An 18,243-nucleotide genomic window follows, 5' to 3' on the forward strand; every position below is an offset into this window, starting at 1 on the left:
CACCGACGCCGCCACCACCACCCTCACCCGCGAATGCGGCATCGAAACCACCGACACCTACCACACCCTCGCCCTCCACATCCCCCCACACCCCGACGAACACAACCCCACCCTCAACCCCCACATCATCGCCCGCCGCAAACTCCGCCGACTCCAAGCCCAACTCGCCACCACCACCCACACCACACCCCTCCACCTCCTCTCCACCGACGGCGGCACCCTCCTCCTCCCCCACACCGAAGAACTCGACGAACTCATCACCGCGCTGTCCCGAGCCGCCCGCGTGCCGATCACCGCGACCGTCGTCACCGGACCCACCCACGCCATTCCCACCGCGGCCGACCAGGCGCACCAACTGCTCGACATGGTCACCCGCCTGCACTCCGAGCCCGGCCTCTACCGCTTCGACGACTTCGCTCTCGAGTACCAGCTCACCCGCCCCGGGCCTGGCCGCGAATATCTCGGGTCCATCCTCGAACCCCTCGACCACCACGCCGAACTCCTGCAAACTCTCCGAACCCACATCGCGCACAATCTCAATCGGCAGAAGACCGCCCGACTTCTCCACGTGCACACCAACACCGTGGACTATCGCCTCAAGCGCATCGCGCAACTCACAGGCTTCGACCCCACCCAGGCCAGCGGACTCTGGTATCTCCGCTCCGCACTCGTCGCCCGCAGTTACGGCGACTGACGACCGGCGTTATTGCACCCGTCCGGAATCGGGTTTCAAGCGACCGGCCGCCACCAGAGTGTGATAAGCGGCGCGCTTGCGCGGACATTCCTCGCGCCGGCAGGAACGGTGCCGCTGCATGGCCAGATGCGCGTCGCTCACCGACATCGGCTCGTCCGGGGCCTCGTGCGGCCAGCCGATCGGCCATACGGACACGTCCATTGTGTCTCCTCGGGAAACGGGCGTCGCCGGCGCATCGTCGAATTCGGCGTCTCCGGGGTGCCACGGCCACCGGCCCTGCCACAGCGCGGCGGCCGACAAGGCCAGCACCGAGCCGCACACCATCGCGACCATCACCACCGCCGTCACCACGGACTCCTGCACTCACGCACGGTCAGTCGTCGTCCAGCCCGGCGGACAGGTATGCCACCGCGGCGAGCCACCGCCCACACGTGACCGCGTGCTCGGCGTGCAGAATCCGGCGCGCCATCGCGTCGGTGAATTCCGGCGCGGGGCAGGCCATTTCCTCGTCCGAACAGCAAGGCGCCGAACACCTTCGCGTGGTAGTCGGCATGCGACTTCCCCTCCACCGAGACGCTGTCGAGCCCTGCCGACGACGCCCGCTAAATACTTGCATTGTGATACTGTGAACGTGATAGATGCTAGCGTGATTATCACAATAGCGAAAGAGGCTGGGGCGGAAGGGGTTCAGGCGTCTCGGTTCGCCGGCACGCCGACCGGCATGGGTACACGATTACGCACGGCGCGAAAACTGTTGCTGGGCCGCGAGATCGAGCACATGATCAATACGGCGGCGGTCAGTCAGAGCGAGGCCGCCAAAATCATCGAGACCAGTCAGAGCCGAATCGCCATGCTTACCAACGGCGTCGGCTCGATTACTGTCGGCGACCTGGAGCGGTTGGCCACAGAACTGGGTTTCACCGATCCCGGTTACCTCGAGGCCCTCAAGGAACTGCGCCGCGACAATCACAAGCGCGGTTTCTGGAACTCCGGATACCGCCGCGCCTATATCGAAGACCTCCGCCTGCTGGTCGATCTGGAGGCGCACGCCAGCCTGCTGCGCGTCGCGGAGGCGGAGATCATGCCCGGATTGGTGCAGTGCGAGTCCTACATCCGCGCCCTGCACGAGCCCGAGCAACCCAGCGAGTCCGGCCTCGAGCAGATCACCATCGAGGATTCGGTCCAGGCGCGCCTGGCGCGGCAGGAGATCCTGCTCGGGCCGCGACCGCCGCAGTTCCGGGCGATCCTGTCCGAATCGTGCCTGCGCCGCGAATACGGCGGCCGCACAGTCATGTTGGAGCAGCTCGAGCATCTGCTGACGCTGTCCAAACGATCCAACATCCTCATTCAGGTGTTGCCGTTCACCGTGACGACCCACGGCGCCGGCATGGAGGACCGCTTCACCCTGGTCCGGGTCCCGTCGCCGGGCGCCGCCGGGGATCTGGACATGGCGATCGCGGAGAGCCAGGGCGATATTCGCTACATCGATGACAAGCCGGCGGTGACCGCCCGGGAAACGGTGTGGACGCGACTGTCCGCCGCGGCCCTGAGCGCCGAGGACTCCCGCAGCTTCATCGAGCACATCGCGCGGTCGTTCCGCCGCAAGACATTCACCACGTGACGAGTCGTCCGTAAACACAACGAGTAATGGGGGTTGTCATGAGCGACTTCGAATCCCGCGAGATCGACGCCAGCCGGCCGTCGGCCGCCCGGATGTACCACTACTACCTGTCGGGCGAGGCCGTGTTCGACGTCGACAAGATCTTCGGCGAGCGCATCTTCCAGGTCTTCCCTTACGCCGACACCTGGGCCCACCACAACCGCGAGTTCCTGCAGCGCGCCATCAAATTCATGGTGGCGCAAGGCATTCGGCAGTTCCTCGACATCGGCTCCGGGCTGCCGACGGTCGGCAACACCCACGAGGTGGTCGGCGCGACCGTGCCCGACGCCCGGGTGGTGTACGTCGACAACGACATGGAGGCGGTCAACCGCGCCCACGACCTGCTACTACGGCAGCAGATCCTGGATCGCACCGCCATCGTCGAGGCCGATCTGCGTTGCCCCGACATCATTTTCGATCATCCGGAGACTCGGCGCCTGATCGATTTCGACGAGCCGCTTGGGCTGCTCATCGTCAGCGTGTGGCCGTTCGTCCCCGACAGCGACGGTCCCTACGAGCTGATGCGGCAACTGCGGCAACGCATTCCGGCCGGAAGCTATGTCGCCATGAGTCACAGCTCGCTGCAGGACGCCGATCCGGAACTCAAGGAGCGCATCGGCGAACTCGTGGAGTTGTACCGCAACACCTCCGACCCGGCCATCCCCCGCAACCGCGACGATTTCGCCGCCTTCTTCGACGGTCTCGAGCTCGTCGAACCCGGTGTCGTCTACGCGCCGGACTGGCGGCCCGAGCGGCCGGTCGATCCGCAAGATCCGGCACGGCCGTGTAATTTCGCGGCGGTTGGCTATAAGCCATAGGTATACCCGCAGTCGCACGGGCATCCGCTTCGCGCGTCTGCAGCTTTACTCTGTAGAAAGGGCACCACCAATGACGCTGCTACCCACCTTCACCGCGGGTGAGTTCCGCAAGGCGAGCGCCAGCTCACCCAACCAGAACTGCGTGCGCGTCGCGCGCAAGCAGGGTTGGACCGCGGTCTGGGACGACAAGCGCGCCACCGACCACACCACTCCGGCCACGGCCCTGCCGGTCGAGGAGTTGCTGCTGTTCACCGATGAACAGTTCGACGCCCTTCAGGACACCGTGCGCGGCACCGGCGCCCGCTCGCCGCTCGCGGTCACCCACCGCGCCGACGGACGGTACGTCTTCCGCGCCGCCACACCACAACCGGTGGACGGCGTCGAGCTCGTCTTCGACCAGGACGAACTCGACGCCTTCCACCACGGGGTGCGCAACCACGAATTCGACCACGCCTGACGCGACCGAAAACCATCCACGTTCGTATCAGGGATCACGCGTATCCACGGCTGGTGCCCGCCCCGCGCGGGCACTGTGCCCGGTCCCCCTGCGACCGTAGAAGCAACAACCTTGCGCACCGACAACATTAAGTCCCGATGTCGGCCGGCGCATCCCCGGATGGACAACTCACGAACCACCGGGTCCACGATTGGGGCGCTGTCACAAGGCGATCCGCGCCGTGGCGGCCGCGGCCGACTCGATCAGTTCGGCTCGTCCAGGCGCACCCGCACGCTCACCCGGCCGCGCTCGTCGCGGCTGCTCACGGCGTGCCCGTGCCGGTCGACGCCGGCGAGGTGCAGGGTGATCGGCCCGCCCTCGCCCAGGAAGTTCCGCCACCAACTCTTCTTGTCCGGCATGGCGACCCCGATGACGTACTCGTCCCCCACCCGCCGATAGTTCACCGGCGTACTGAACGTCTTCCCGGACTTGCGCCCCACATACGTGATGGTCACGAAGCTCTTACCCAGCAACGGCCCGACAACGGGCGCCTCGGTCAACGCCACCACACCGGCATTGAACCCCCGCACCACCCTGCCCAGCACCGAATTCGAATCCACAGCTGCCTCCAGGCGAATCACACCGACACTCCGACACCCGCCACCCTAGCGCGCCCCACCACCCACCCCCGGCGTACGCGCCACTGGCGAGGCCTGGGTTGGAAGACGGTGCCCCGCAGGCTGTCTCGGGGGTCGTTGGCTTTCGGTCATTTTCTGGACCGGTGTGGACCCGGCGGAGCACACTTTAGGGGTGACGTTCGGCGGTGACGGCCGGATGCGGGGTGAGGGACAGGGGCCTATGAGAATCCGCCCGCGGCAACAACTATTGGATCTGTGGCGGGCGGTGCTCGACTGCTCGTACCGCGACGAGAAGTGGAGCTGGGGCGGGCGCGACGGCGCCAATTCGATCAGCGACGCCGAACAGCTACTGTGCCTGCTGTATCCGGCGACGGAGATCGAGGCGTTCGCGCTGGATCAGCCCGACGATATCGCGGACGACGTGAAGGCCGCGCTCGCTCCCTTCGGCGAGGAAGGCCGTATCGGTGGCGTCCTGGTGGGGCTGCTCGAGGACTATCTCGCTCGCTACACCGGCGCCGACGGTCGGCCGATCTTCGCCGCCGGCGGATACCTGCACAGCGCGGACGAGACGCCGCCCACCGACGCCCAGTTGGACATCGAGGTCGTCGATTCGTACTCGATGTCGCTGAGCCTGTGCATCGCGGCGCTGCGTTTCCTGCGCGGCTTCCAGCGGTCCGTCAGCGCCGAGGTCCAGTTGGAGGCGCGCCGGTTGCGGGAGCGGATCCCGCTGGTGATGGAGCGGGTCGGCGCGCGGCTCACCAGCGCGATGGCGGGCCTGGTGCGCAGCTTCGTCATTCACACCCCGGATCCGAAATCGCCTGCCGGGCAGACCATCCTGGAGATGATCAACCAGAGCGCCGCGCCCGACGACGAGGTCATCAGGCAGCTGTCCGCGCGGCTGGAGCGGCTGCGCGTGCAGGCCGCCAACGAGGTCAGGCTGGGCCGGACCACCGATATCGATGTCGCGGACGAGACGCGGCTGTTCGAATGCGGCTGGAGCTGGGGCATCGTCCGGGGAGCCGAGGCGGTGACCTTCGTCCCCGGCCGGATCGGCACCGTTCCCGGTTACGCCGAGCCGCGCCCCTACCTCTACTTCACCGCGGTAGCTCTCGACGGCATCATCGACTTGTCGTCGCAACGCATCCGCGAGCTGGATCTGCTGACCGACGAACAGCGCACACTCGCCGACGCGCTGCAATTGCGCTTCGAGCTGACCCGGAACTACTGGTCCGCGGTAGCGCGTTTCGACAGCCGTCGCTGGCCGCTGGAGGACATTCCCTGGCGTACCACCGACGGCGAGGAGTCGGAGTATTCGAGCCTGGTGGTCACCGCCATGCTCATCCAGGATCTGATCTACCGCGACAGCACCGAAGATCTGACCCGCGCGGTGGCCGTATTCGATCAGCTCGCCCGGCGCGGCCGCATCACCAGCCGGGTCACCACCGCCGACCCCGCCGCGATCCTGCACCATCCCGGCGTCCGGCTGCGGCTCACCGGCAGCGACGAGATCTGCGACGGACCCCGGTTGCATTGGCACGTACCGGATTTCGTGACGATGATGCTGAAACGCTGCCTGCAGGCTGCGCATCTGCGCACCGAGGTCGACACCCGGGACCGGCTGATGGCGCTGGCCGAATCGGCCATGGACAACCTCGACGGACGGGCGCTGCGTCACGGTCCCGCCGCCGGGCTGTGGGACGACCCGGGCCGGTTGCTGGATTCCGCGGAGATCGTCGCTGACGGCCCCTCCTGGTTTCTCACCGAGCGGGTGATGGAATGCCTGGTGCTCGCCTATCGCGCCTATCAGGAACCGCCGTTGTCCTCGCCGACGACGATCGCGCGCGCGGTGGATCTGCTGAGCGAGGCCGAACGTCTGCTGAACCAGGAGGAGCTCGAGGTCGCGGGCGACGACCTCTCCCCGGCCCGCGCCGCCGTGGACCGTATCCGGCAATCACTGGACCGGGCGCGACACGTGCTGCGCGACCGCCCCGGCACCGCGTGCAGCCTGGCCACCCAGGCGTTGATCCAGCTGGACGAACTGGTGTACGCGCGCCAGGACGCCACGCGGTGAGGAGGCGGCGTGCTGGTGTTCTCCACTTCCGACAAGGGCGGTACCGGACGCTCGGTGACCAGTTGCAATATCGCGTACCGGCTGACCTTGTCCGGGCGCAGTGTGGCCTACGTGGACTTCGACTTCGGTTCCCCCACCGCGGGCGCGCTGTTCGAGATCGGCGCCGTCGGGAACGGCGTGCGCGGCGGCGGGCTGCACTCGTACCTGCTCGGTGAGCACGGCACCGTCACCCGTATCGACGTCGGAACCGCGACCGACCGAGCGCGGTTGCGGCGCACCGGATCTCGTTTCGGACGCCTGGTATTGCTGCCCGGCGACGAGGGCGGCGGCGAATTCCTCGGTTGCGACGACGCGGTGGTCGACCGGTGCGCGGAGTTGCTGCTGACGCTCCAGCAGGAGTTCCACGTGGTGATGGTGGATCTCAGCGCCGGACGGTCGGCCGCGCTCGACATCGCCCTGCGGGCCACGGCTCTGCCGCAGCTGCGGCGGCGGACCACACGCTGGCTGATCTTCCATCGCTGGACCCGTCAGCACATCCTGGCGGCGGCCGGGCTGGTGCACGGGCCGCACGGACTGCTGCAGACGGGCACCGAGTGGGGACACGATCGAGACGACCTGCTCGGCTCGCTCCGCTATGTCCGCACTGCCGTCTCGGTCACCAATTCTCCCGTCACCGCCCAGCGTGCCGCCCAGTCGGCGTGGTTGCAGGAGCAGGACGCCGCGCTGCGCCGGCTCGCCACCGCACACCGGCTCGGCACCACGGCGCTGCTCGGCGCGACCCCGATGGAGCCCGTGCTGCACTGGCGCGAACAGCTCATTCTCGACAGCGACGTCAACGCCCAGATCGCCAATGCCGAGACGGCGGCGGCCTACACGGACCTGGCGCGCCGACTGGTGGATAACGCCACCTGGGAAAGGCTCTAGACGCCATGCAGGGATACAGTGAAGCGGCCGAGCGACCGCCGTGCGCGCCGATTCCGTTGTCACACTTGTCGATCGAGGTCGGGCACTTCGGCCCCGGCGAGATCCTCGACGATATCGGACGGGTGCGGTCGGAGCTCCGCGGCCTGGTCCCGCTGGTGTCGGCGTTCGCCGAGTCGGCCCGCAGTCGGTTCGGTGCGGGCGCCCGGGTCAGCACGTGCTACCTGATCGATGATTGTCTCCAGCCCGACACCGATCCGGCGCAGGTCGTGGGCCGGCTGTTGTCGGCCGCCGCCGAGAGTGGCCTGGCCATCGACTATCTGGCGCGCCGGTCCGCGTGTCGGCGGACTTCCCGATTCGTCGACGGTGTGCCGGTCGGTGCACCGATCCCGCTGGCGGAGATGGTCGCCGCCTGCCTCGTCGCCGAGCCGACGCCACCCGACAACGGCGGCCGCCCGCCCACCGCCCGCACCGGGTGGCTGTGCAACGGCCGCCGTTCCTCGGAACATGATGCGGCACAAGCGATGCGCGGGCGGGCCTACCGGCCGCCGGAGGAGTTCGGCCGACGCGAGCACTCCGTCTTCCTGGACGTACAACTGTGGAGCACCCAGGTCGTGGGCGGCGCGACGGAGACGCGATGGTCCGCCCCGTTGCTGTCCGCCGTCTGGCAGTTGCTGCGGCTTGGGCTGCTGCGCTATCACGGTGCGGCCGTGGTGGATCCGCAACCGTGGCGGGACGAGTCGTGGCCGCGGCGCTGGCACGATGTGCCGCCGGTAGTACAACTCGCCCCGGACGCCGCGCCGTTCGCCGCCTACCAGGCCCTGTCGATGCTGCCGAAGCGCTACCTCGGCGAAGAGCACGCCGTCCGGCTGGTGCTCGATCACCTCGACCTGGACGACGACGTGGTGGAGCAGACCATTGCCCGCGGGTCGGAGGAGGCGGTGCCGGTGCCGCGCCGGGTCAGCGACCGGTTGTCCGTGCTGCTGCTCGATGGTTCCTGACATGCCCGAACCCCTGGTCGTGCTGGGTGAGATTCGAACGTGCCTGTTGCCCTCGGCCAAAGCGTTCACGCCGGAAGAGACGGGTGAATTGCTCGCGCTGCTCCCCGGCCGCACGGTGCGCCGACGGGAACGGCCGGGCGCTCTCGCCGTGTCGCCGACCACCGCGGTCGGCGTGGATTGCGATCTGCGGCTGGGTGAGGACGTGGTGCGCGTCGTCGGCACAGTGGCGGTCGCCGTGGCTCTGTCGGGTGGCCGAATACTGCAGTGCTCCAGCCACACTCGGGTCGTGCGGGCTGCCGAGCGGCGTCGTCGGCCCTGGTCGTACTACCTCGATCGCAGGGGCGTCACCGAGGTCATCGGCCGTCTGTCCGTTCCCGATCGCGACACGGCCACAACCGCATTGGTCGACGGCTATCTCACGGGCCCGCGCGGCAACACGGTGCTGGACCTGGCTTCCATCAGCGAACGGCTGCTGGCCCGCCTCCGCGCCGATCCCCGGCTGGACCAGAAACCTCCGGTGCAGGCGGGCACGACACGGCTGCGCTGGACCGCACGGATCGGCGGCAGCGCCGGGCCGGTGGCGGCAGTGCGTCTGGACGACGTCCGCACGCGCTCGGTCCGGCTGACCGTGCGCCACGAGAGCGAACTGGAAGCGGCACAACGGTTCTGCGAGGACTTGGCGATCCACGACTGGTTGCTGACCGTGCTCGCCGATGCTCTCGACGAGGCGGACCGGTTCGCCACGCACAGCAGCGAGCGAACGAATCTCCTCACCGCGCTGCTCGAACACCTGCCCGGCCTGTGGATGCCCGGCGCTCACACGCCCCCGCCGCTGCGCGCACTGTGGCGCGATCTCCACGCCGACCCCGGCCTCTCCCGGCAGTGGAACCTCCTCGTCGCCCGGCTGCGTGACAGCATCGCGGTCGAGACGCTGAACACCTTGCGGCACAGGACCTTCGAGTCGGACTGGTGATCAGCCGTGCAGCCGGTACTCGAAGACATCGCGTGGTTCGCCGGGGCCGAAGTAACGGTCGTCGTGTTCGACGAATTCGAAACCGGCCTGCTTGAACAGATTGGTGGCCGGATGGTTGTCCGGGCGCACGGTCAGGTACATGACCTCGGTGCCGAGGGCCCGGCAGGCTTGCAGGGCGCGGTCGAGCAGGCCGCGGCCGTAACCGAGGCCCTGATGAGCCTTGTGCACGGCGAAGGTGAACAGCAGGGCGCGATGGGATTCGGCCAGCGTGAGCGCGTAGCCGACCGTCACGCCCTCCAATTCGGCGACCAGCCATTCGGATCCGTGCAGGTCGAACAGCTGGCGCAGCATCAGGTACAGGTACGGGGCGTCGAAGACGTCCGACTCGATGGCCGCGACGTGCTCGAGATCCGAGAAGCGGGCAGCCCGATATTCCGGCTGCGGTGCCGTAGCCATGTATAAGGCCCCCCGTCATCACCCGCATTGACACTTCGAGTAATTCCATGATGCAACGTGTCGGGCCATAACCTCGAATACCGACCGGTGCGCATGCCGAAGACGAGGCGATCAAGCGCTCGGACAAGCCATTTCGGCCCGCGCCTGGCCGCCCCACAGTGACGGCCAGGTTTCCGGATCAAGACAGTTTCAGTCCCCGGCCGATGATCTCCTTCATGATCTCGGTGGTGCCGCCGTAAATGGTCTGGACGCGAGCGTCCATGTACGCCTTGGCAATCGGGTATTCGCGCATGTAGCCGTAGCCGCCGTGTAGTTGCAGGCATTTGCTGATGAGGTCGAGTTGTTCCTCGGTGCTCCACCATTTGGCCATGGCGGCTTCCTCGACGGTCAGCTTCTCCTGGTTCAGCAGTTCGATGCAGCGGTCGACGAACACCCGGACCGCGGTGGTCTTGGTGGCCAGTTCCGCCAGCACGAAACGCGTATTCTGCTGCGCGCCGATCGGTTTGCCGAAGGCCTTGCGGTCGCGCACGTACTGGCAGGTGAGATCCAGCACGCCCTCCATGGCGGCGGCGGCCATAACGGCGATGGACAGGCGCTCCTGCGGCAGGTTCTGCATCAGGTGGATGAAGCCCTGGCCCTCGGTGCCGAGCAGGTTCTTGCCGGGCACCCGGACGTCGGTGAAGCTCAGCTCGGCGGTGTCCTGTGCCTTCAGGCCGATCTTGTCCAGGTTGCGGCCGCGCTCGAAGCCGGGCATGCCGCGCTCGACGACCAGCAGCGAGAACCCCATCGCCCCCTTCTCCGGATCGGTCTGCGCGACCACGATCACGATGTCGGAGTTGATGCCGTTGGTGATGAAGGTCTTGGCGCCGTTGAGGATCCAGTCGTCACCGTCGCGGACCGCGCGGGTCTTGATACCTTGCAGATCCGAACCCGTGCCGGGCTCGGTCATCGCGATGGCGGTGATGATCTCACCGGAGCAGAAGCCCGGCAGCCACCGCTGCTTCTGCTCGTCGTTCGCCAGCTCCAGCAGGTACGGCGCGATCACGTCGTTGTGCAGGGTGAAGCCCAGACCCGAGTACTGGCCGCGGGTGGTCTCCTCGGTGAGGATGGCGTTGTAGCGGAAGTCCTTCACGCCCCCGCCGCCGAACTCCTCCGGCACCGCCATGCCGAGGAATCCTTGCTTGCCTGCCTCCAGCCAGACCTCGCGGTCGACGACGCCCTGCTCTTCCCACTTCGCATGATTCGGCGCGACATGCTGGTCGAGAAACTTTCGGTACGACTCCCGGAACAGATCGTGCTCCGGTTCGAAAAGGGTGCGCTCCACCGCCAACCTCCTAATGCCACATCGGCGTCATCGCCTCCCCCATACGGTACCCGGAAGTCGAATCACGGTTCACTTCGATCCCCAAAAAACCGGTCCGAACAGCACTACCTGCGGGAAGGCCGCCGAGCGGGCTGACATGAACCCCCGTAAACCTGGCTAGAGTCCGAGCGCACCGCGGGCACGGCCCCACAGCGTGCGGCCCCGGTCCTTGTCGCGCTCGGCGAGCAGGAAGGTCAGCTCCTCTTCCAGCGCCTTGCGCACCACCGCCTGTAGTTCCTCGGCGGCCGCGTCGAGATCGTCGGCGTCGGCCCAGGGGGTGGTCTCGATCGGCGTGCCGGCGGAGTAGTAGAACCGCTCCGGCTTCGGGATCCACGTCGGCCCGAAGCCCGTCACCAGGGGCGGGGTGAGGTTCGGCGGCAATCCGAGCGCCTGCACCAGCGTCCGGAGCGGGCGCAGCGCCGCGCCCTGACCGTCGAGGAGGATGTCGAACGCGTCGTCCGCGCCGACCATGGCCAGCGGGACGATCGGCGCACCGGTTTCGATCGCCATCCGCGCGAACCCGGTGCGGCCCGCCCACTTCAGCACGTACTTCTCGCCCTTGCGGCGCACGGCTTCCCGGCCGCCGCCGGGAAACACCAGCAGCATCTCGCCCTGCTCGAGCAGTGCCCGGCAGTTGGCCCGGTTGCCGCGCACGCAACCCACGCGGTGCAGCGCGTGCCGCACGCCGGGGACGGTGATCAGAACGTTCTCCGCCAGCCCGCGCACCAGCCGCCCGCGGGTGCGCGCGATCTCCGGCCACAGCAGCGGGGTGTCGATGCCGAGGAAATTGTGATTCCCCACCAACAGCACCGGCCCGTCGGCCGGGATGTTGTCCAGGCCGTGGAACACCGGGCTCACCCAGGCCCGCATCGGCGCGGTCAGCGCGTCGAAGGCGCGGATATCGCTGTCGCGCAACGGTATTCGCAGCGGAGCGCCATCGGATAAGGCGCCCGCGAGCCCCGGCGGGACGCACGGATCGTCGGCCAAGAGAACCCTCCCTGTGACTCAGCCGGGCAGGTGCGCCGTCCCCGCGTGCGCGTAATCCGACAGCACCGCCGCCAGCGCGGCGGGCACGCGCGCCCGGATCCGGGTGCCGCCCTCCTCGTGCTGGGAGTCGAGCAGACGGCCGTCGGCGTGGATGCGGGCGAGCAGGTCGCCGCGGGTGTACGGCAGCAGCACGCTCACTTCCACGTCCAGCGCGCCGAGCACCTCGGCCAGCCGGTCGCGCAGCTCCGTCAGTCCCGCGCCGGTGCGTGCCGACACGAACACGGCCTGGGGCAGCTGGGCGCGCAGCTGCGCCAGCTCACCGGGCTCCAGCGCGTCGATCTTGTTGACCACCAACAGTTCCGGCGGGCTGATCGCGTTCGACTCCCGCAGCACGTCGGTGATCACCTCGCGCACGGCCTTGATCTGACCGGCCGGCAGCGGGTCCGAACCGTCGACCACATGCAGCAGCAGATCGGCGCCCGTCACCTCCTCCAGCGTCGAGCGGAATGCCTCCACCAGCTGGGTGGGCAGGTGCCGGACGAAGCCGACGGTGTCGGTGAACACCACCTCGCGGCCGTCCTCGAGGGCGGCCCGGCGGGTGGTCGGGTCCAGGGTGGCGAATAGCGCGTCCTGCACGAGGATGCCCGCGCCGGTGAGCGCGTTCATCAGGCTGGATTTCCCGGCATTGGTGTAGCCGACGATCGCGACCGCCGGGACGCCGCTGGAGGTGCGCCGCGCGCGCTTGGTGTCGCGGGCGGTCTTCATCTCCTTGATCTCGCGGCGCAGTTTGGACATGCGCTCGCGGATGCGGCGGCGGTCGGTCTCGATCTTCGTCTCACCGGGACCGCGGGTGCCCACGCCGCCGCCGGCGCCACCGGCCCGGCCGCCTGCCTGCCGGGACATCGACTCGCCCCAGCCGCGCAGCCGCGGCAGCATGTATTCCATCTGCGCCAGCGACACCTGTGCCTTGCCCTCGCGAGAGGTGGCGTGCTGGGCGAAGATGTCCAGGATCAGCGCGGTGCGGTCGATGACCTTGACCTTGACGACCTTCTCCAGCGCGGTCAGCTGCGCGGGGGTCAGCTCACCGTCGCAGATCACGGTGTCGGCGCCGGTCTCGAGCACGACAGCGCGCAGTTCCTCGGCCTTGCCGGAGCCGATGTAGGTGGCGGGGTCGGGCTTGTCGCGACGCTGGATCAGCGCCTCGAGCACCTCCGAACCCGCGGTCTCGGCGAGCGCGGCGAGTTCGCTCATGCTCGCATCGGCCTGCGCCGCGCTGCCCTCGGTCCAGACGCCGACCAGCACGACGCGCTCCAGGCGCAGCTGGCGGTACTCGACCTCGGTGATGTCGGCGAGTTCGGTGGACAGCCCGGCGACGCGGCGCAATGCGCTGCGGTCCTCGAGTTGCAGTTCGCCGACCGTCGGATCGGAAGCCCAGCCGTCGCGGGCCTCATCGGTGTCGTCGAGCTCCTCGATCGGGGTGAACTCGTACGTTTCTGGTTTTCTCATACACCTCCATGCTCCCACGACTCAACGGACCCGCGCACGTCAGTTATTCCGGGGGCCTATCGGCTGCCCGCGTGGGCGCGATCGCGCGGTCAGGCCCCGTACCACCAGTCCGCGGCCAGGTGGCCGGACGCGACGAGTTCCGAGGGACCGCGCAGCCACGCGGATCCACCGTCGAAGGCGACGACAACCGCGCCGCCGGGCACCCGCACCCGCACCTCGCCGCGCTCGCTGTCGAGCGCGAAACCCTGGCGGGACAGCGCGGCGGCCGCCGCCGCGACGGTCCCCGTGCCGCACGAGCGGGTCTCGCCGACTCCGCGCTCGTAGACCCGCATGTCCACCGCGCCCGTGGCGTCCAGCGCGGTGAGGATCTCGATATTCACGCCGTGCGGGAACAGCTCAGGGTCGAACCCGGGCGGCACGCCGAGGTCCAGCTTCGCCAGCGCGTCGGCCGTCGACTCCGCATCCACGCAGGCCAGATGCGGATTACCGACGTCGATGCCGAGCCCGCGCAGCGCGTGGCCGCCGATCGTGGCGGTGGATTCACCCAGCACCCGCACCGGCCCCATCGCGACGGTGACCTCGCCGTGCACGGGGCCGGCCGCGTGCACGGTGACCGGGCGGGCGCCGGCGCGGCTGCCGACGACGAACTCGGTGCGCGTGTCCAGCCCGGTCGCCACCACGTAGTGGGCGAACACTCGCACGCCGTTGCCGCACATCTCGGCGAGGGAACCGTCGGCGTTGCGGTAGTCCATGAACCAGTCGCCGGGGGCGACGTCCTCGGGCAGTTCGGTCAGCACGCCGTTCGCGACCAGGGCTCCGGCGCGCGCGACCCGGAGCACCCCGTCGGCGCCGATCCCGCGCTGCCGGTCGCACAGGGCGGCCACCCGCTCGGCGGGCAGATCCAGGCGGGCGTCCGGGTCGGGCAGCACGACGAAATCGTTCTGGGTGCCGTGCCCCTTCGCGAACGCGACGCCGTCCCGCGGTTCGATCTGCTCGGTCATCTTCATGGTCCTCACGCCAACATCCGGCACCGCCGGAACATTTCGTACGGGGCGATCGATCCCGCGCACGATACCGCGGCGCGACTGCTGGCCGGCGAGGTGGCATGCGCTCGGTATGCGGCTACCGAGGGTCACCGTTGTGGCTGCTGGGCGCTGTCTTGCCGCCGCGTGTTTCGGCGGACACGCGAGCCAGGGCGGTGGTCGTCAGGTCCGGGTCGGCGCCGTCCAGCCAGTGGACCCTAGGGTCGCGGCGGAACCACGAACGCTGGCGGCGCACGTAGCGGCGAGTGCCGAAATAGGTTTGCTCTCGCGCCTGCTCGAGGTCGCACTCACCGTCGAGATGGGCCAGCACCTGGGCGTATCCGAGGGCGCGCCGGGCGGTCTGGCCCTCCCGCAAGCCGCGATCGATGAGACCGCGTACCTCGTCGACCAAGCCGCGGTCGAACATCGTCGCCGTCCGGGTCTCGATCCGGGCATCGAGTTCGGCGGTCTCCCGGTCGATGCCGAGAATGGTTGTGCCCCAACGTGGTTCGCCGATCCGCGGCTGGGAGGCGGCGAACGGGCGTCCGGTCAGTTCGACCACTTCCAGCGCGCGCACCAAGCGGCGGCCGTCGGTGGGCAGGATGGTCGCGGCCGCCACCGGGTCGGCGGTGCGCAGCGCGGCGTGCACCGCCTCGACGCCGCCGTCGGCCAGCACCGCCTCCCATTTCGCCCGCACCCGCGGGTCGGTGGCGGGGAACTCCCACTGATCCAGCAACGCCTGCACGTACATCATCGAGCCGCCCACGATCACCGGTGTGCGGCCGCGCGCCCGGATCGCCTCCACATCGTCGGCGGCCGCGGCCTGATACGTTGCGACCGTGGCGGTTTCGGTCACCTCCAGGACATCGAGCTGATGGTGCGGGATGCCGCGGCGCTGTGCCACCGGCAGTTTCGCGGTGCCGATGTCCATGCCGCGGTACAGCTGCATGGCGTCGATGTTGACGATCTCGCCGTCGAGGCGCTGCGCCAGATCCAGCGCCAGCTCGGATTTTCCGGTGGCGGTGGGGCCGACCACGGCGATCGGGGTCGTCACGACCGAGACCCCGGGCGCCACACGCTCACCTGGTAGCCCACGCCGAAAGGCGCCGCGCGGTAAAGGGTTTCGACCTCGGGTGCGGACTCGTCGACGTCGAACAGCCCGGCCAGGACCTGGAACGCGGCCCGCCCGGACACGTCGAGTTCCGCGCACAGACGCTCGTCCAGCGCGGCCAGCCCCGACCGGTCCCCCGCCGCCAGGGCGCGGTCGATGCCCTCCTGTACGCCTTCGGCGCGGGGGTCGAGATAGCCGGGCGCGCGCGTCGACAGCGTGGCCGCGCCGTCGGCGACCACCAGCACGCCGCGGTCTTCCGGGCTCGCGTCCAATTCGCGACGCAGTTTCGCACCGGCCTCCGCGCAGTACTGCGGATCGGCGCGCGTGTCCACGATCCGCGCCTCCGCCACCGCGTTCGGCGCCACTTCCCCGCGCAGCCAGCCGCCGATCAACGCGGGCAACGACAGCTCGGGGTCGGCCGGTCCGGCAGCCGGGACCGTCGCCGCGTCCGACAGCCCGACGCGCACGTCCACGCCGTATCCGCCGAAGGTCCCCGCCGCGTCCGCATCGAGGACCGCCTCCGCCTCGCCCGTCCCGACCACGGTCCACCGGGTTGCGCGCGCCGCCAATATCCGCCCGGCCGCCAGCACCGCCGCCCGCAACGCCGGCACCTCCGCGGCCGGATGCCCGGCATCGGCCACCGGCGTCCCCCCGCACAACGAGGGAACCAGCACGGGTGGCGACGGAATCAGCACAGCGACGCGAAACACGCGTCCACCGTAGCGGCCGTGCCTCCCACCCCGGCGCGACACCGGCGTTCCGGCTCGCGCGACGCGAACATCGGGTGCGGTTCGCCGGTCCGGACGGGTCCGACCTCGCCTACCCCCGTGGACGAGGCCGCGGCGGACACGGCATCGGCAAACAGCTCGCACGCGGTGCACCGAGCAGCGGTGCGGCGCCGCCGACCGGCCGCGTAGGTGTCGCGACCGGCGCAGGCACGGAGCCGATGGCGACGCGAAGCCACACACCGTAACGCGGGCCGGAGCGCACGGCAACCGCTCGAGTCGCGCCACCGCCGGCAAGACCCGGCAAATCCTCCGGCTGCCTGGTTGAATGGGGTGAGCTAGGGCGTAACCAGGCAGCCGTGACGCGCGGCAGGGACGAGGAGCGATGACCGAGAACAGCGGAACCGAGAAGGCTACCCATCCGGACACCGGCACGGCGCAGCGGTCCAGCGACTCCGTCGCGAAGCGGCCCACGCCCGCCGACGCGGCCAAGCCCGCCGCCACACCGCGGCGACCCGGCGTGCCGAAGCCCGGATCACGGAAACCGGAGTCCCCCAAGCCGCATGCGATCAAACCCGCCCCGGGCCCCGCGCAGGAGCACCCGCATCCTGTCGTGGTGCCGACGGTGAGCGATCCCAGCAGGTGGGGCCGGGTCGACGAGGACGGCACCGCCTGGGTGCGGACCGCCGACGGCGAGCGCGTCGTGGGTTCCTGGCAGGCCGGCGACGCGGCCGAGGGCCTGGCCCACTTCGGTCGCCGGTTCGACGATCTCGCCACCGAGGTCGCGCTGCTGGAGGCGCGGCTGGCGGCTGGCACCGACGCTCGCAAGACGAAGGCGGCCGCCCTCGCGCTTGCCGAAACGTTGCCGACCGCGTCGGTCATCGGCGATGTCGACGGGCTGGCCCGGCGTCTGCAGGCGATCATCGAGCACTCCGACGAGGCGGCAGCGCACGCCAAGGAGGAAAAGGAACGCACCCGCCACGAGCAGACCGAGCGCAAGGAGGCGCTGTGCGCGGAGGCCGAGCAGATCGCCACCGACTCCACCCAGTGGAAGGCCGCCGGTGACCGGCTGCGCGAGATCCTCGACGAGTGGAAGACGATCCGCGGCGTGGACCGCAAGGTCGACGACGCGCTGTGGCGGCGGTTCTCCAAGGCTCGCGAGGCCTTCAACCGCCGGCGCGGCGCGCACTTCGCCGAACTGGACCGGGAACGCGCGGCGGCCAAGACACGCAAGGAGGATCTGTGCGTGCGGGCCGAGGAGTTGTCCGACTCCACCGACTGGGCCGGTACCGCCGCGGTGTTCCGCGAGCTGCTGAACGAATGGAAATCCGCGGGCCGCGCCCCCCGTGAGGCCGACGAGCAGCTGTGGCGGCGGTTCAAGAGCGCGCAGGACGTCTTCTTCGCCGCCCGCAACGCCGCGGCCTCCGAACGCGACGCGGAGTTCGAGGACAACGCGGCCGCCAAGGAAGAACTGCTGCGCACCTACGAGGACCGGATTCCCGCCCATCTCGACGCCGGGTCGGCGGCCCTCGACAACGCCCGCGCGGCGCTGCGCGAACTGCAGGAGAGGTGGGACGCGATCGGCAAGGTCCCGCGCGAGCGCATGCAGGACCTGGAGGGCAAGCTGCGCGCGATCGAGCGGCGGGTACGCGACGCGGTCGACCAGCAGTGGCGGCGCACCGACCCCGAGGCGGTCGCCCGGGCCGCGCAGTTCCGCGAGCGGGTGGCGCAGTTCGAGGAGCAGGCGGCCAAGGCGCGCGCGGCCGGGCGTGCCCGCGATGAGGAGAAGGCCCTCGAACAAGCTAAGCAGTGGCGAGAATGGGCGGAGGCGGCCGAGGGCGCGGTCAGCCAGCGCTGAGGA

19 protein-coding genes are annotated in these 18,243 nt (G+C 69.3%); 9 read left to right on the top strand and 10 right to left on the bottom strand.

The genetic code is table 11. The features are described from left to right. Nucleotides 1–694 (top strand): PucR family transcriptional regulator (locus QH470_RS23270; RefSeq protein WP_280274480.1); only part of this gene is annotated, 694 nt, incomplete at its 5' end. Between the two features lie 9 nt (nucleotides 695–703). Here the strand turns inward: QH470_RS23270 and QH470_RS23275 are convergent. Together QH470_RS23275 and QH470_RS23280 are read right to left on the bottom strand one after the other, a co-directional pair. After that, entirely contained in the window at nucleotides 704–1,057 is a 354-nt protein-coding gene (locus QH470_RS23275) for a hypothetical protein (RefSeq protein WP_280274481.1), read from the bottom strand. Nucleotides 1,058–1,067: 10 nt separating this feature from the next. Continuing rightward, a complete protein-coding gene (locus QH470_RS23280; RefSeq protein WP_280274482.1) occupies nucleotides 1,068–1,247 on the bottom strand; it encodes a hypothetical protein in 180 nt (59 codons plus the stop codon). 168 nt (nucleotides 1,248–1,415) lie between these two features. On the opposite strand from QH470_RS23280, the gene QH470_RS23285 reads away from it, so the two are divergent. The 3 genes from QH470_RS23285 to QH470_RS23295 all read left to right on the top strand — a co-directional run bounded on the left by QH470_RS23285 (nucleotide 1,416) and on the right by QH470_RS23295 (nucleotide 3,629). Then, nucleotides 1,416–2,315, top strand: coding sequence for a Scr1 family TA system antitoxin-like transcriptional regulator (locus QH470_RS23285; protein WP_280274483.1), 900 nt, complete (start codon nucleotides 1,416–1,418; stop codon nucleotides 2,313–2,315). Between the two features lie 38 nt (nucleotides 2,316–2,353). Further along, a complete protein-coding gene (locus QH470_RS23290; RefSeq protein ID WP_280274484.1) occupies nucleotides 2,354–3,172 on the top strand; it encodes an SAM-dependent methyltransferase in 819 nt (272 codons plus the stop codon). A gap of 70 nt (nucleotides 3,173–3,242) precedes the next feature. Then, the gene (locus QH470_RS23295; RefSeq protein WP_280274485.1) at nucleotides 3,243–3,629 is read left to right on the top strand and encodes a hypothetical protein; all 387 of its coding nucleotides are present in this window, start codon (nucleotides 3,243–3,245) and stop codon (nucleotides 3,627–3,629) included. Nucleotides 3,630–3,871: 242 nt separating this feature from the next. On the opposite strand, the gene QH470_RS23300 is transcribed toward QH470_RS23295, so the two are convergent. Then, entirely contained in the window at nucleotides 3,872–4,228 is a 357-nt protein-coding gene (locus QH470_RS23300; protein WP_280274486.1) for a nitroreductase/quinone reductase family protein, read from the bottom strand. Nucleotides 4,229–4,466: 238 nt separating this feature from the next. Here QH470_RS23300 and QH470_RS23305 point away from each other — a divergent pair, with 238 nt between their 5' ends. The 4 genes from QH470_RS23305 to QH470_RS23320 are packed head-to-tail and all read left to right on the top strand — an operon-like array spanning nucleotide 4,467 to nucleotide 9,212. After that, complete coding sequence (locus QH470_RS23305) at nucleotides 4,467–6,317, top strand: SCO2524 family protein (RefSeq protein ID WP_280274487.1); 1,851 nt, start codon at nucleotides 4,467–4,469, stop codon at nucleotides 6,315–6,317. Between the two features lie 9 nt (nucleotides 6,318–6,326). After that, entirely contained in the window at nucleotides 6,327–7,241 is a 915-nt protein-coding gene (locus QH470_RS23310; protein ID WP_280274488.1) for an SCO2523 family variant P-loop protein, read from the top strand. Between the two features lie 5 nt (nucleotides 7,242–7,246). Then, entirely contained in the window at nucleotides 7,247–8,239 is a 993-nt protein-coding gene (locus tag QH470_RS23315) for an SCO2522 family protein (protein ID WP_280274489.1), read from the top strand. Between the two features lies 1 nt (nucleotide 8,240). Beyond that, complete coding sequence (locus tag QH470_RS23320) at nucleotides 8,241–9,212, top strand: SCO2521 family protein (RefSeq protein WP_280274490.1); 972 nt, start codon at nucleotides 8,241–8,243, stop codon at nucleotides 9,210–9,212. Here QH470_RS23320 and QH470_RS23325 read toward each other — a convergent pair whose 3' ends face one another. The 7 genes from QH470_RS23325 to QH470_RS23355 all read right to left on the bottom strand — a co-directional run bounded on the left by QH470_RS23325 (nucleotide 9,213) and on the right by QH470_RS23355 (nucleotide 16,367). Further along, complete coding sequence (locus QH470_RS23325) at nucleotides 9,213–9,668, bottom strand: GNAT family N-acetyltransferase (RefSeq protein ID WP_280274491.1); 456 nt, start codon at nucleotides 9,666–9,668, stop codon at nucleotides 9,213–9,215. Nucleotides 9,669–9,846: 178 nt separating this feature from the next. After that, nucleotides 9,847–10,992, bottom strand: coding sequence for an acyl-CoA dehydrogenase family protein (locus tag QH470_RS23330; protein ID WP_280274492.1), 1,146 nt, complete (start codon nucleotides 10,990–10,992; stop codon nucleotides 9,847–9,849). A gap of 156 nt (nucleotides 10,993–11,148) precedes the next feature. Further along, nucleotides 11,149–12,018 (bottom strand): lysophospholipid acyltransferase family protein, encoded by an 870-nt coding sequence (locus QH470_RS23335; RefSeq protein WP_280274493.1) that lies wholly within the window; start codon nucleotides 12,016–12,018, stop codon nucleotides 11,149–11,151. Nucleotides 12,019–12,036: 18 nt separating this feature from the next. Next, complete coding sequence (gene hflX, locus QH470_RS23340) at nucleotides 12,037–13,524, bottom strand: GTPase HflX (protein ID WP_280274494.1); 1,488 nt, start codon at nucleotides 13,522–13,524, stop codon at nucleotides 12,037–12,039. Between the two features lie 89 nt (nucleotides 13,525–13,613). Further along, complete coding sequence (gene dapF / locus QH470_RS23345) at nucleotides 13,614–14,525, bottom strand: diaminopimelate epimerase (protein WP_280274495.1); 912 nt, start codon at nucleotides 14,523–14,525, stop codon at nucleotides 13,614–13,616. Nucleotides 14,526–14,646: 121 nt separating this feature from the next. Continuing rightward, nucleotides 14,647–15,600: a tRNA (adenosine(37)-N6)-dimethylallyltransferase MiaA gene (gene miaA / locus QH470_RS23350; protein WP_280274496.1), complete on the bottom strand. Its 954-nt coding sequence runs from the start codon at nucleotides 15,598–15,600 to the stop codon at nucleotides 14,647–14,649. Continuing rightward, complete coding sequence (locus QH470_RS23355) at nucleotides 15,597–16,367, bottom strand: class III extradiol ring-cleavage dioxygenase family protein (RefSeq protein WP_280274497.1); 771 nt, start codon at nucleotides 16,365–16,367, stop codon at nucleotides 15,597–15,599. The genes miaA and QH470_RS23355 overlap by 4 nt, the downstream gene beginning before the upstream one ends. Nucleotides 16,368–16,767: 400 nt before the next feature. Here QH470_RS23355 and QH470_RS23360 point away from each other — a divergent pair, with 400 nt between their 5' ends. Then, complete coding sequence (locus QH470_RS23360) at nucleotides 16,768–18,240, top strand: DUF349 domain-containing protein (protein WP_280274498.1); 1,473 nt, start codon at nucleotides 16,768–16,770, stop codon at nucleotides 18,238–18,240. The last annotated feature ends 3 nt before the right edge of the window (nucleotides 18,241–18,243 follow it).

It is taken from the genome of Nocardia wallacei (assembly GCF_029868745.1).
GTDB classification, from domain to species: domain Bacteria; phylum Actinomycetota; class Actinomycetes; order Mycobacteriales; family Mycobacteriaceae; genus Nocardia; species Nocardia wallacei_B.